This is a genomic window from Brenneria roseae subsp. americana (assembly GCF_003115815.1).
In the GTDB taxonomy this organism is placed as follows: Bacteria; Pseudomonadota; Gammaproteobacteria; order Enterobacterales; family Enterobacteriaceae; genus Brenneria; species Brenneria roseae.
Map to the genome: position 1 here is coordinate 110131 of NZ_QDKJ01000002.1, position 14348 is coordinate 124478.

12 protein-coding genes are annotated in these 14348 nt (G+C 55.2%); 4 read left to right on the forward strand and 8 right to left on the reverse strand.

Annotation, left to right across the window (positions count from 1 at the left end; translation table 11 throughout):
- Positions 1-50: 50 nt before the first annotated feature.
- The 6 genes from B4923_RS02430 to B4923_RS02455 are packed head-to-tail and all read right to left on the reverse strand — an operon-like array spanning position 51 to position 7374.
- A complete protein-coding gene (locus B4923_RS02430; protein WP_109052775.1) occupies positions 51-1271 on the reverse strand; it encodes a M20 aminoacylase family protein in 1221 nt (406 codons plus the stop codon).
- A 26-nt stretch (positions 1272-1297) separates the two neighbouring features.
- Complete coding sequence (locus B4923_RS02435) at positions 1298-2077, reverse strand: SDR family oxidoreductase (RefSeq protein WP_109052776.1); 780 nt, start codon at positions 2075-2077, stop codon at positions 1298-1300.
- 4 nt (positions 2078-2081) lie between these two features.
- Complete coding sequence (locus B4923_RS02440) at positions 2082-3818, reverse strand: ABC transporter ATP-binding protein (RefSeq protein WP_109052777.1); 1737 nt, start codon at positions 3816-3818, stop codon at positions 2082-2084.
- The gene (locus B4923_RS02445) at positions 3815-4750 is read right to left on the reverse strand and encodes an ABC transporter permease (RefSeq protein ID WP_109052778.1); all 936 of its coding nucleotides are present in this window, start codon (positions 4748-4750) and stop codon (positions 3815-3817) included. The genes B4923_RS02440 and B4923_RS02445 overlap by 4 nt, the downstream gene beginning before the upstream one ends.
- Position 4751: 1 nt before the next feature.
- The gene (locus B4923_RS02450) at positions 4752-5738 is read right to left on the reverse strand and encodes an ABC transporter permease (protein WP_109052779.1); all 987 of its coding nucleotides are present in this window, start codon (positions 5736-5738) and stop codon (positions 4752-4754) included.
- A 49-nt stretch (positions 5739-5787) separates the two neighbouring features.
- Positions 5788-7374: an ABC transporter substrate-binding protein gene (locus tag B4923_RS02455; RefSeq protein WP_109052780.1), complete on the reverse strand. Its 1587-nt coding sequence runs from the start codon at positions 7372-7374 to the stop codon at positions 5788-5790.
- 454 nt (positions 7375-7828) lie between these two features.
- On the opposite strand from B4923_RS02455, the gene B4923_RS02465 reads away from it, so the two are divergent.
- Together B4923_RS02465 and tcdA are read left to right on the forward strand one after the other, a co-directional pair.
- On the forward strand, positions 7829-10087 hold the full coding sequence (locus B4923_RS02465) for a molybdopterin-dependent oxidoreductase (RefSeq protein WP_109052782.1): 2259 nt from the start codon (positions 7829-7831) through the stop codon (positions 10085-10087).
- Between the two features lie 46 nt (positions 10088-10133).
- Positions 10134-10952: a tRNA cyclic N6-threonylcarbamoyladenosine(37) synthase TcdA gene (gene tcdA, locus B4923_RS02470; protein ID WP_109052783.1), complete on the forward strand. Its 819-nt coding sequence runs from the start codon at positions 10134-10136 to the stop codon at positions 10950-10952.
- Between the two features lie 11 nt (positions 10953-10963).
- Here tcdA and csdE read toward each other — a convergent pair whose 3' ends face one another.
- Positions 10964-11419 (reverse strand): cysteine desulfurase sulfur acceptor subunit CsdE, encoded by a 456-nt coding sequence (csdE, locus tag B4923_RS02475; protein ID WP_109053052.1) that lies wholly within the window; start codon positions 11417-11419, stop codon positions 10964-10966.
- A 13-nt stretch (positions 11420-11432) separates the two neighbouring features.
- The gene (csdA, locus tag B4923_RS02480; protein WP_109053053.1) at positions 11433-12638 is read right to left on the reverse strand and encodes a cysteine desulfurase CsdA; all 1206 of its coding nucleotides are present in this window, start codon (positions 12636-12638) and stop codon (positions 11433-11435) included.
- Positions 12639-12822: 184 nt separating this feature from the next.
- Between csdA and B4923_RS02485 the strand changes: the two genes are divergently transcribed.
- Positions 12823-13044, forward strand: a complete 222-nt coding sequence (locus B4923_RS02485; RefSeq protein ID WP_109052784.1) for a YgdI/YgdR family lipoprotein — start codon at positions 12823-12825, stop codon at positions 13042-13044.
- Between the two features lie 368 nt (positions 13045-13412).
- On the forward strand, positions 13413-14336 hold the full coding sequence (locus B4923_RS02490) for a transcriptional regulator GcvA (protein WP_109052785.1): 924 nt from the start codon (positions 13413-13415) through the stop codon (positions 14334-14336).
- Positions 14337-14348: the final 12 nt, after the last annotated feature.

Sequence of the window (14348 nt, forward strand, 5' to 3'; positions counted from 1 at the left end):
GCATGACGACGAAAGAAAAACCGCCGTGTTTTGATATCGCTGCGTGGTGATTAAACCGGCCGCATTTCCTGATAGACCAGCGTCGCCCAATAGCGGACCCCTAATGGGATCAACGCGTCATTAAAATCGTAATGCGGGGTGTGCAGATGGCGCACGTCCTCGTCATTTTCGCCGCTATTCCCCAACATCATGAAAGCGCCGGGGCGCTGTTCCAGCATGTAGGAAAAATCCTCGGCGCCTAACAGCGGCGTCATTGCCGTTTCAACCTGCTCAATGCCCACCACCTGCACGGCAGCGTTAATCGCCTGTTGGGTGACATGGACATCGTTAATCAACGGCGGATATTGATGTTCATAGGTCACTTCCGCCGAGGCGCTGAAGCCCTGAGCGGCATGTTGAGCCAGTTCACGCAGACGCGTTTCCAGCAACTGACGAATAGCGGGTGAGTAACTTCGCCCGGTTCCTTTCACGATGACCCGATCGGGAATAACGTTAGGCGCATTGATGCTTCCCGCCTGAATATGACCGATGCTGAGCACTGCCGCTTCCATCGCGGGAACGTTGCGGCTGATGATGGTTTGCAGACCAAGCATAAATTGCGCGGCGGGCAGAGTGGGATCGACCGATAAGTGGGCGCCTGAGCCACCATGTCCGCCAGTCCCGTGAAAAATGACCTGCCAGGTGTCGCTGGCGCACAGCATCGGGCCGCTGCGAATGGAGAATTTGCCCGCGGTAATGCCGGGTTTATTGTGCAAACCAAACAGCCGGTTGCAGGGGAAACGCGTCAGCAGGCCGTCGTTCAGCATGGCAGGTCCGCCGCCTAACCCTTCTTCCGCTGGCTGGAAAATAAAATGTACCGCACCGGTAAAATCCGGGTGCTGTGACAGATAGCGCGCAGCACCGAGTAACATCGTGGTGTGACCGTCGTGGCCGCAGGCATGCATTTTCCCGGCGTGCGTCGAAGCGTAAGGCAGATCGGTTTTCTCGCTGATGTACAACGCATCCATATCTGCCCGCAGGCCAATGCGGTCTTCTCCGGGATAACGGCCGTGCAGCGTGGCGACGACGCCAGTTCCCCCGATACCGGTTGTGACGGAAAGCCCCCACGCCGTCAGTTTTTCGGCCACCAACCGGGCGGTGGCGAACTCTTCAAAGCCAATCTCCGGGTGTTGATGAATGTGATGACGAATGGCAATCAGTTCCGGTAAAAAGTCCTGAATGGCCGATTCCATTGCCTGTTGATCAACAGGAGGGAAAATTGACGCGGTCATCATGCGTTTCCTGTATTCGATATCATTTAAAACGTACCGGGATAGCTGCCGCCATCAATCAGCAGGTTTTGGCCGGTAATATAACCGGCCTGCGCGGCGCACAGAAAAGCACAGGCGGCGCCGAACTCTTCCGGCCGACCGTAGCGTTTTGCCGTATTGGCGGCGGCCCGTTCACGCTGAATAGCGGTGAAATTCCGCCCCGTTTGTTCAGACAGCGACTGAATGTGTTGCCATTGTCCTTCGGTGTCAAAAATTCCCGGCAGAATGTTATTAATGGTCACGTTGTGCTCAACGACCGTCCGGGATAGCCCGGCCACAAACCCGGTCAGTCCGGATCGCGCGCTGTTGGACAGGCCCAGTTCAAGCTGGGGGATTTTCACGCTGCGCGAGGTAATATTGACGATGCGGCCAAATTTGCGTGCGCTCATGCCATCGACCACCAGACGAATCATTTCGATCGGGCCGAGCATCATGCTGTCGAGGGCGGCGATCCAATGTTCGCGCTGCCATTCGCGGAAGTCTCCCGGCGTCGGGCCGCTGGCGTTGTTAATCAAAATGTCGGGTTGCGGACAGGCCGCCAGTGCGGCGGCACGTCCGGCTGCCGTGGTGATATCGGCGACGACAGCCGCCGGACGATTGCCGGTTTGCCGGTAAATATCCTGTTGCGCGTTTTGTAATACCGCTTCGGTGCGCGCCAGCAGCGTGACATCGACGCCTTCTCGCGCCAGCTGCAAGGCCGCGGCTTTACCCAGCCCCCGGTTGGCTCCCCAGACCAGCGCTTTTTTCCCCTGAATACCCAGATTCATACGGTTAAACCCCCTGAATAATTTGCTGATTTACGGGCGTGACGGCGCTGGCGGTCGTCTGCCGTTGACGCAGCAGCGTTTCTCGTTGGCCACCGGGCACGGCATCAATCAGCTTACGGGTATAAGGGTGCTGCGGCTGATGCCAGATGCTGTGGTGATCGCCGCTTTCCACGCAGCGTCCGTTTTGCATGACCATGACCCGATCGGCGATATAGCGCACCACGGCGAGATCGTGGGAGATGAACAGCAGCGACAGCCCCATTTCATTTTTCAACTCGACCAGCAGGTTAAGGATTTGCGCCTGAATGGAGACATCGAGTGCGGAAACCGGCTCATCGCAAATCACCAGTGAAGGACGCACCACCAGCGAACGGGCGATACCGATACGCTGGCGTTGTCCGCCGGAGAATTCGTGGGGGTAGCGATTCAGGCTGCTTTGCGGCAGCCCGACGCGATCAATGATGCTGCGGATCGACTGCTGCCGCTGCGCGCGATTGCCAATGCCGTGCACAATTAACGGCGTCTCAAGAATGTGCTGAATGCTGTGGCGTGGATTCAGCGAGGCGTACGGGTCCTGAAAGATCATCTGCACCCGCTGACGCAGCGCCTTCAGCCGTGACTCTCTGAGTGAGGTTATGTCCTGTCCGTCAAAAATGATCTGCCCTTGAGTGGGCGACAACAGACGCAGAATGGTTTTTGACAGAGTGGATTTTCCGCAGCCGGATTCGCCAACCAGCCCCAGAGTTTCTCCCGGCAGTATATCCAGTGAGACGTCGTTAACGGCGGTGACCTTGCCCTGTGTCGTCTGATATTCGGTGTGAATATTTTTTAACGACAGCAGCGGTCGCTGACCGGCTTCACTGTCGCGGTGGGTTAGCGGCGGCGGGGTGAGCAGTGTAAATCGTGATTCTTCAGCCGTATGGTCGTGATGAATTTCCGCCAGTCGGCTGGTGCGGTAATGTATATCCTGATCCATATGCAGGGAGGTTGCCAGCAGCCCGCGGGTATAATTGTGAGCCGGTGACCGGAACAGATGGGCGGTCGACGCCTCTTCCACTTTTTGCCCGGCATACATCACCGCGACGCGATCGGCCCACTGCGCCACCAGTCCAAGATCGTGGGTAATCAGCAGCAGGCTCATGGATAACTCATGCCGCAGGTTATCCAGCAGTTCCAGAATCTGGGCCTGAATGGTGACGTCCAGCGCCGTGGTCGGTTCATCGGCAATCAACAGGCGCGGCTGACAGGCAACCGCCATGGCGATCATTACCCGCTGGCGCTGACCGCCTGACAGATTGTGTGGGTAGTCATCAACGCGGCGTGCGGGTTCCGGGATTTTGACCAGATCCAGCAGTTCGATAGCTCTGGCTCGGGCCGCCGCTGGGGGCAGTTCTTCATGCAGCCTCAGCGTTTCGATAATCTGCTGCCCAATGGATAACACCGGGTTGAGCGACGTCATCGGCTCCTGGAAAATCATCGACAGCGCATTGCCACGCAGCTGGCGCATCTGACGATCCGGCAAGGTGAGCAGGTCTTTTCCGTCGAACAGGATACGTCCGCTGATTTCCCCCGGCTCAGCGACCAGCCGCATCATCGAGAGCGCCGTAGCGGATTTTCCGCAGCCGGATTCACCGACCAGCGCCAGCGTTTCGCCGGCATTGATGGTCAGATTCAGCCCGCGAACTGCCTGATGGCCGGGAAAGGTGACGCGCAAATCCTGAATATCCAATAGTGGGTTCATGCGCTTCTCCCCCGTAAGCGTGGATTCAGGGCATCGTTCAGGGCGTCGCCCACCAGATTCAGCGACAGTACGGTCAATACCAGTGCGGTGCCGGGGAGCGCGGTCAGAAACCAGGCGGTACGCAGCGATTCCCGACCTGCGCCGATCATACTGCCCCAGCTCACGCGGTTCGGATCGCCAAAGCCCAGAAACGACAAAGCGGACTCAATTAGAATGGCCGATGCCACCATGACCGAGGTGGTGACGATAATGGACGGTAAGGCGTTGGGCAGCATTTCCTGAAAAATGATGCGCACACTGGAAAACCCCTGACTGCGCGCGGCCAGTACAAAGTCGCTTTCGCGCAGCGAACGGAATTCGGCGCGCACCAGACGGGCGATCGTTGGCCACGAGGCAATCCCGATCGCCAGCGAAATCAGCGAGACGGAAGGCGAGCCGATGGCGACCAGCACCACGACCAGCAGGAAGGTGGGAAAGGTCTGGAACAGTTCGGTAATGTGAACCAATATGTCGTCCACCCGGCCGCCAAAATAGCCGGCCAGCGCGCCAACGACGGTGCCAATCAGCAGACTGACAACCACTGCCGAGAAACCAATCTGCAATGAAACCTGTGAGCCGTGGACAATACCGGCGGCGACATCACGCCCCAGAGAATCGGTGCCCAGTGGAAATTCGGGATTCTCACCCGGCCACAAAAAAGGTTGGGCGACCATATCCAACGGATCGCCGGGATACAAAAAAGGGGCGAGTGCCGCCATCAGAAAAACCGCGATGAGTAAAAATAAACCCGCCATCCCCGCCGGATTGCGGATAAATGCGCGCACTTCCGGCGGCAGGCGAAATGGCGTTTTCAACGGGTGGATCGCAACCGGACCGACGCCATCAGGCGCCGCCTTCTTATGGGTGAGATTATCGCGAGCAAGGTTATTCATATCATCGAGCCTTAATTCGGGGATCGAGCCAGGATTGCAGTAAATCCACCAGCACGTTAGCCAGAATGACCAGAAACGCGGAGAGCAGCAGGACGCCGAGCAACACGTTGAAATCACGCGCCATGACCGCTTCCAGCGCCAGACGGCCCAGACCCGGCCAGCTAAAGACCGTTTCGACGACGGCGGCGCCGCCCAACAGATTGCCAAAGTGCATGCCGGCGACGGTGGTGATCGGTAACAGCGCGCAGCGCAGAATGTGCCTTACGGTGACCATCAACGGCGATAGTCCTTTGGCATGCGCGGTACGGACAAAATCCTGTTGGGCGATTTCCAGCATGGCCGCGCGGGTCAGCCGCGCATAAATCGCAATGAAAAAGCTGCTCAGCGCCAGCACCGGGAGAACCGCGTGCTGCACCATATCCTTGACATGTGCCCAGCCAGTCAGATTTGCGCCGATGGTGACATTCCCCCCGCTCGGCAGCCAGTCGAGGTGAACGGAAAACAGGATCAGCGTCATCAGGCCGATCCAGAATCCGGGGGTGGAGTAGAGCAGCAGCGCCAGTAAGGAAAGAAGGCGATCGGGCCATTTCCCCGCCCAGACGGCCATCACGGCGCCCAGTAGAATCCCGATAATAATGGCGACGACCTGCGACAGCAGCATCAGGAACAGCGTACCGGGCAGGCGGGACATAATCAGATCCATGACGGGGGCGTTGTAACGCGGTGAGAAGCCGAGGCTGAACTGCGCCAGATTGCTCAGATAAACATACAGCTGTTGCAAAATGGGTTGATCGAGACCGAACTGGGCGCGCAGGTGCGCCATGGTGGCTTCGGTTGCGCTGCCTGACTCGCCTGCCAGTACGTCAACCGCATCTCCCGGCACCAGTTGCAGCAGGAAAAACACCAGCACGATGATACCAACCGCCGTGGGCAGTGCATGGAGCAGGGTGCGTCGCAATGCGCGTCCGATTCGTTCTAATGTATTCATCGCATACCTTCATGGGGAAACCCCTGCCGAAACAGGGGATAACGCCGTATTACTGATCAAGCCACACGTCAGCCAGGCTGCCGTTGACGCCCTGGATATCGGTCAGGTGGTTATGCACGCGTTTGTTGTAAATCGTCAGGCGTTTAATCTGGAGCAGGTTCAGATCGGGGATGTCGCGTGCGATGATGCGTTGGAACTGTTTGTACCCTTCCACACGCTTCGCCGGATCGGTTTCCACCGAGGATTGCTCCAGCAGACGATCGACTTCCGGGTTGCTGTAATGCGATCCGTTGCCGAAGGGGACGCCGGGCTTAAAGGTTTTCGACCAGTACAGACGCTGTACGCCGACCGCGGGATCGAACAGGTTCGAAATCGAGCCGTTGTTGAAATCAAAGTCGCGATCGGTGTAAACGCGCTTAACGAAGGTGGCAAAGTCCTGAGAACGGATGGTCACATCAATGCCGACTTTGGCCAGTGAAGACTTAAGATATTCGGCCACGCGTTTAAAACCGTCGCCATACGGCATGTAGTCATGTGTCAGCTTGAAGCGGATACCGTTTGCCTGACGCGGGAAGCCGGCTTCATCCAGCAGCTTGTTGGCCGTAGCGATATTGAAGTCGTAAGGTGACGGCGTACTGTCGTGAAATTGCGCCAGTTCAGGGGTAATCGGCGTCGGTGAATTCACCGCATAGCCGTACCACACTACGTTTTTCAGCACATCGCGGTTAATACTGTGGGCAATGGCCTGACGGACTTTCAGGTTCTTCAGGTAAATATTATCCAGATTAAATTCGATACGGGTTTGTGTCGGGCCGTAACCATAACCACCGGTCTCGATCCCCAATTTGCTGTTTTTCTTGATTCGATCAATTTCACTTAATGGCACCGGCGATTCGCTGCCAAGATCAAGCGCGCCCGTTTCAAAGGCAATGGTGCGTGTCGCCGCGTCAGGGATGAATTTCACCACCAGTTTGTCAATATAGGGCTTGGGGCTGTCCCAATAATCAGGATTACGTTCATAAATAATATGGCTGCCGCGCACCCACTCTTTAAATACATAAGGGCCGGTTCCGATCGGCGCCGTATTATGCGGATTACTGCGAATATCTGTCCCTTCATATAAATGCTTAGGGATAATGGGGGCTTCATTGGCTGAAAATGCGCTCAGCAAATAAGGCGCAGGCTGTGACAATTCAATAATAGCGGTATAGGGATCGGGCGTTTTCACCGCGGCAACGCTGGCAAAAGTGCCTTGTCCGCGTGAGTTATATTGCTTGACGGTCAGAATGGAGAACGCCACATCCGCGGAGGTGAAATCCTGTCCGTCATGCCATTTCACGCCCTTACGCAGGTGGAAAGTATATTGTTTGCCGTCTTGACTGACCGACCAATCCGTCGCCAGCGCCGGCACCGGATTTAGATTGAAATCATAATTCAACAACCCTTCAATAACTTTTGAGTTGACCTTGAGGATAGGGCCTGCGGTACTGACCAGCGTGGTCAGTACCGGCGGTTCTGGTTCAACAAGAAAATTCAGAGTTCCGCCGCGCTTGGGAGCCGGTTCTTCAGCCTGACCTGCCAGACTGAAGAAAGAAGAAGCCAGAATCAGCGCTGACAATAATAGATTTTTTTTCATATTTCCCGTCCGTATACGGAGACGTTGTTCTCCGTTTTTATTTTTTTGAATGACAAAAAACGCGTTGGCCGAGGGATGGCAGGCCACAAAAAATTGCCGAAACAAACCGTTTCTCTTCAGAGAGGAAGAGAAGCAGGAAATAAATCAGGCAGGGTTAATTCAACATCGGGGCAGTAATGAAATCACGTCATTACCTTTGCTGTATGGCGTAACGATTTTCATGCTGGTTTCCTGGTTTTGAATAATAGTTTTGAATAATCACTGAATAATAAAAATGGATAAGCTTCTGTGTGCTTTTCTAGTTAAACCCTATCCTAACGATCGTTTTAAACGAACGTTTAAATATGGATAAGCAATCTCGGATTATGCATAAGTCATTCACTACTCAGATTATTGGGGAAGAGGCCGATTCGGGGTATTATCCACCCTGCTAACTATTTATTCTGAGGTTGTCATGTCGATTAAGCGTTATCCACACCTTGCTCATTGGGGCGCGTTTACCGCCGTTGTTGAGGATGGGAAATTGATTCGCTGCGAACCCTTTGCGGACGATCCTTCTCCTTCTGCAATGCTCGACTCTATTGTTCCACTGGTCTATTCCGAACGCCGCATTCGCCGTCCTGCGGTGCGTCGTTCATGGCTGCAACAGCGTGAGAACAGCGATCGTTCTCTGCGGGGTAAGGAAGATTTTGTTGAGGTTGACTGGGACGTGGCGCTGGATCTGGTTGCCGCAGAGAACCGCCGCGTTCGCGATCAATATGGCGCCGACGGGCTGTTTGCCGGCTCTTACGGCTGGTCTTCTGCCGGACGTTTCCATCATGCCCGGTCGCAGGTGCGCCGCTTTTATTTTTCCGGCGGCGGCGCGGTCGATCAGCAGGGCAACTACAGTTGGGGAGCGGCGCAGTTTTTCCTGCCCTATGTCATCGGTACGTTTCATCCCCTGACCGGTAAAGTGACGGAGTGGCGCAGCGTTGCCGAGCACTGTGAGATTTTCCTCGCCTTCGGCGGTTTGGCGCTGAAAAACGCCCAGGTTGCTTCCGGTGGCGCCGGGCATCATACGCTCAAACCCGCGCTGGAAAAGCTGGTGGAGAAAGGCATCCCGGTGATTAACGTCAGCCCGATGCGCGATGACTGCCCGGCGTTTGTTAACGCCGAATGGATCCCTATTCGCCCAAATACCGATGTGGCGCTGATGCTGGCGCTGGGGTATGAAATCCAGCGGCTGGGCGCGGACGATAAAGCATTTTTACAACGCTACTGCGTGGGCTATGAGCAATTGACGGATTACCTGCTCGGACGCGGGGATGACATTGCCAAAACCCCAGAGTGGGCCAGCGCCATCACCGGTATTCCGGCGGAGCGTATCCGGCGTCTGGCGCGTCAGCTTATCGGCGTGCGCAGCTTTATTACCTGTTCCTATTCCGTTCAACGCGCGCACCGTGGCGAGCAGCCTTACTGGATGATGATTGCGCTCTCCTCCATGCTCGGGCAGGTTGGTTTGCCGGGCGGCGGCTTCTCGTTCGGGCACGGCTCGATGAACAGCGTGGGCAATGAACGTATTGCAACGCCTGCGCCTGCGTCACCCTCCACGCCGAACGCCGGTCGGGCGATCCCCGTCGCGCGCATCGCCGATATGCTGCTCAATCCGGGCGAACCGTACACCTTTCAGGGGGAAACGCATACCTATCCTGATATTCATCTGATCCACTGGGCGGGAGGAAATCCCTTCCATCATCATCAGCAACTGAACCGGCTGGTGGAAGGCTGGCGCAAGCCGGACACGGTCATTGTTCAGGATATCGTCTGGACGCCAGCGGCGCAGATGGCGGATATCGTGCTGCCGGTGACCACTACGCTGGAGCGTAACGACATCGGTGGGTCGTCCCGCGATCGTTTTATTTTTGCCATGCATCAGGCGATTGCGCCTCAGCATCAGGCCCGTCATGACTTTGATATTTTTAGCGAGTTGGCGGAGCGGCTGGGCTATCAGGATGTGTTCACGCAGAACCGCAATGAGCGGGAATGGCTGGAAACGCTCTATGATGATTGCCGGGGAAGACAGAAAGAGACGGCGCAATCCTGGCCGTCATTTGATGAATTCTGGCTGCGGGGGCATGTCGAAATCCCGATGGATGAGAAGCCATTCGTGTTCTTTGAAGATTTCCGCCGCGATCCGCAGCAGCACGCATTGCAAACACCAAGCGGTAAGATAGAACTGTTCAGTTCGACCATTGCCGGATATGACTATCCGGATTTCGCTCCGCATCCTGAATGGCGTCCGCCGGTTGAATGGCTGGGCGCGTCGGAGACCAAAACATGGCCGCTGCACTTCATTTCTATCCAGCCTTCCGATCGACTGCACAGCCAACTGGCGGCAACGCCGCAGGTAGCGGCGAATAAAACCGCAGATAAGGAGACGCTCTATATGCACCCGCAGGATGCGGCGGCGCGTGAGATTACCGATCGTTCACTGGTGGAGGTCAGAAACGATCGCGGCCGTATTCTGGCGGGTGTGCAGATTACCGACGGTGTGACGCCGGGCGTGGTGATCATGTCCACCGGCGCCTGGTTTGAACCGGGATTTGGGCGTAAAGAATGGCACCCGGTCGAGCAATCGGGAAATGCGAACGTACTGACGCTGGATATTGGCACCTCTCCATTGACTCAGGGGCCGAACGCCATGAGCTGTCTGGTGGATGTGGTGCGGGTTTAGCGCTATCCTGTGACGTTTTTATTTTCCAAGTCAAAGGTTGGTTGTAATGAGTACGCAATTATCCGAAGCCTATTTACAGCGTTTCGGCGGCACCGCGCGGCTATATGGTCAGCAGGCGCTGGCGCTGTTTTCTCAGGCCCATGTCTGTGTGATTGGCATCGGCGGGGTGGGCTCATGGGCCGCGGAAGCGTTGGCCCGCACCGGGATCGGCGCGATCACGCTGATCGATATGGATGATGTGTGTGTCAGCAACACCAACCGGCAGATTCATGCGCTGCGCCAGCATACCGGGCAGGCAAAAACGGAAGTGATGGCGGAACGCATTCTGGCAATTAACCCGGAATGCAAGGTGACCTGCGTGGATGATTTCATCAGTGCCGGGAATGTGGCGGAATTACTCAACCGTAATTTTAGCTATGTGATTGATGCTATTGATAGCGTGCGTCCCAAAGCGGCGCTGTTGTCGTACTGTCGCCGCTATAAAATCCCGGTGGTCACTACCGGCGGCGCGGGCGGGCAAATTGATCCTACGCGCATTGAAGTGGCCGATCTGGCGAAAACGATTCAGGATCCGCTGGCGGCAAAACTGCGTGAACGGTTGAAGCACGACTTCAACGTGGTGAAAAACAGTAAAGGGAAGCTGGGGATTGATTGCGTATTCTCCAGCGAACCACTGGTCTACCCGCAGCCTGACGGATCGGTGTGTGCGTCTCGCAGCGCTGCTGAAGGCACGATGCGCATGGACTGCGCTTCTGGTTTTGGCGCCGCAACCATGGTGACGGCAACCTTTGGTTTTGTTGCCGTGTCTCATGTGTTGAAGAAGATGATGGCGAAAATGGTACGGGAATTGGCACAACGGAAGTAGCGTGGCGTATTTTACTTTCCCGCGGCAACCTGTTCGGTGATCGTCCTGATTCTGGCCGATAGCGCGGCCAGCCCACCAGACCGTGAGGCGCTGAGCTGAGCGCGTAGCCCCAGCCGATCGAACAGGGCCAGCGGATCTTCCTGTAATAAAATCTCAGCCGTTTTTCCTTCGACCGAGGTGAGTAAAACGGCCAGTAGCCCACGGACAATACGTCCGTCGCTGTCACCGTAAAAGTGCAGCGTGCCGTCTTCCTGACGTTGATAGCCTAGCCAGACACGATTCTCACAGCCTGACAGCGAAATGGCGTCGTTTTTCAGCGCTTCTGGCAGGGCAGGCAGTTCTTTAGCCAGTAAAATCAACTGCCGGTAACGTTCTTCCCAGGAGCGGCAGGCATCGAAACGTGCTTGTAAATCCGCTACGCGGATTTGGCGTCCGAAAGGATGAAGGGTGTTTGTCATGTCAGTCATGGCGCCGTGTCCGTTAATCTGCCAGAAGTTCAAGAGCATTGCCCATCGCCGTGATGAGCGATGCGACGTCCTGCTCGTTATTGTATGGCGCAAACGATGCCCGTAGCGTGCCGCTGATCCCCAGTGCGGCCATCAACGGTTGGGCGCAATGGTGACCGGCTCGCAACGCTATGCCGCTTTCCGCCAGCAACGTCACCAGATCGCTATGATGGACGCCGGCGAATTCAAACGACAACACGCTGGAATCGGAACGGCGGAAGCTGCGGAAACCGGGGTACTGCGCCAGTTGTGCTTCTGCCAGACGAGCCAGATTCCGGCTGTGTTGTTCCGCCGCTTGGCAATCCAACTGCGACAGCCAGTCCAGGGACGCGGAAAGCCCAAGTACGCCGGCGATGTGCGGCGTACCGGCTTCAAATCGATGAGGGATGTCCTGCGGCGTAAATCCGTCAAAGGAGACATGAGTCATCATCTTGCCGCCGCCGTGCCAGGGAGGCATCTGTTCCAGCAGCGCGGTTTTCCCATATAGCACGCCCAACCCCGTCGGCGCATACAGCTTGTGTCCTGAGAATGCATAAAAATCGATATCCAACGCCTGAACGTCAGGAGGGCGGTGCGCCATACCCTGCGCGCCATCGACCATGACCACCGCGCCGTACTGATGAGCCAACTGAACGGCTTTTGCCAGATCGGGCTGACCGCCAGTGACGTTGGACATTTGTCCCAGCGCCAGCAGCCGGGTTTTTGGCGTCAGTAAATCAGCAAGCTGATCGAGATCCGGTAACCAATCCGCGCCGATAGGCAACTTTTTCACCTGCGCCCCGGTCTGTTCCGCCACCATCAGCCAGGGGATCAAATTGGCGTGGTGTTCCGCTTCGCTGACAATGATTTCGTCACCCGGTCGCAGGCATGGACGGGCATAGCTTTGGGCAACCAGATTGATGGCTTCCGTGGTGCCTTTCGTCCAAACAATGGCGCGGGGATCTTCCGCATGAAGACGGGTTGCCACCTGTTCCCGCGTATGCTCGAAACGTTGCGTCAGCGCCCGTGCCGCCTGATGCTGGCTGCGGTGAACCGTACTGTTTTCCGCGCTGTAGAACCGCTGTACAGCGTCAATGACGATTTGGGGTTTCAGGGTCGTTGCTGCGCTGTCCAGATACACGGCGCTATCCCTGAGCGCGGGAAACTGCTGGCGAAACGTTGTGGCGTTAAACGGTGTCATGATCATCCTCTTTTGGGGTGTCAGATCCTGTCCCATTTTGCCGGGGGAAACAAGTTTAGGACTATACCTAGTGCCACTTTATGGAAAAACGAGGAAATTTTGCTACGCTTTAAAATGTTAATTTTCAGGATTTCCTGACGGATAAAGTTAACCAGAAGACATTTTAATTTACTTGGAGTTAACTATGAAGAATAAAATCTCTATTTTTGCCGCTATTATTATGGCTTTTTCTCTGGCAGCCTGTTCCAGTAATTACGTCATGCATACGAATGACGGACGCACCATCATTGCAGAGGGTAAACCTAAAGTAGATGATGAAACCGGTATGATCAGTTATACCGACGCCTATGGACTTCAACAGCAGATCAACCGTGATAATGTAAGGGAAATGACCAAGGCGGAGTGATCTGACTGACGCGATCATGGCGGTGTACAGATAAAATGTACGCATAAAAAAAGCACCGCATCTGCGGTGCTACATATAAAATCACTATGGACAGACAGGGTAAATGTACAGGAAGTGAAATAAGGTAGACTCGCTACCGCGTCTGAAAAGGCAGACAATAAATAGCAAACACAACATCACAACCACAAGCCAAAAGCACCTCAGGTCGCCCCTCCGCACTTTTCGTTCCGGCTCAGGAAGTTGCGCTAATATAGGTATTTGCTGGTACATCCTCAACGGACAATTTATAATGTCTCGGATTATAAAAACTAATAGATAAATGCACGTATCAAAAGTGTTGTTTATCGGTAAATAAAAGAATTTTATTCATGTCAAAACGTCTACCTCCGCTCAATTCTTTGCGCGTATTTGATGCCGCGGCCCGCCACCTGAGTTTCACGAAAGCGGCGGAAGAATTGTTCGTTACCCAGGCAGCGGTCAGCCATCAGATGAAGTCGCTTGAGGATTTTCTGGGGCTTAAATTGTTTCGCCGTCGCAATCGCTCTCTACTTCTGACAGAAGAAGGTCAGAGTTACTATCTTGATATTAAAGAAATTTTCTCTTCTCTTAATGAAGCGACCCGGAAATTGCAATCGCGGAGCGCTAAAGGCGCGTTGACGGTCAGCCTGCTTCCCAGCTTTGCTATTCATTGGCTGGTTCCCCGTTTGTCGAGTTTTAACTCTGAATATCCGGGCATTGATGTACGGATTCAGGCCGTTGATCGGGATGAAGACCGATTATCGGATGATGTGGACGTCGCCATTTTTTATGGCCGTGGTAACTGGCCGGGATTACGGGTGGAAAAATTGTATGCCGAATATCTCCTGCCGGTTTGTTCGCCCGTGTTGTTAACGGGCAATCATCCGTTAAAAACGCCGGACGATCTGGTCGCGCATACCCTGCTGCATGACGCGTCGCGTCGCGACTGGCTGGCTTATACGCGTCAGCTTGGCGTGCAGATTAATGTGCAGCAGGGGCCGATTTTCAGCCATAGTGCGATGGTGCTCCAGGCGGCGATCCACGGACAGGGTGTGGCGCTGGCGAATAACGTGATGGCGCAGACGGAAATTGAAGCCGGGCGATTGGTGTGTCCGTTCAACGATGTTTTGGTCAGTAAGAATGCTTTTTATCTGGTATGTCATGACAGTCAGGCAGAACTGGGTAAAATAGCCGCCTTTCGACACTGGATCCTGGCTCGGGCCGCCAGCGAGCAGGAAAAATTTCGTTTCCGCTATGATAACAGTACGCGCTGAGACGAAGAGCGT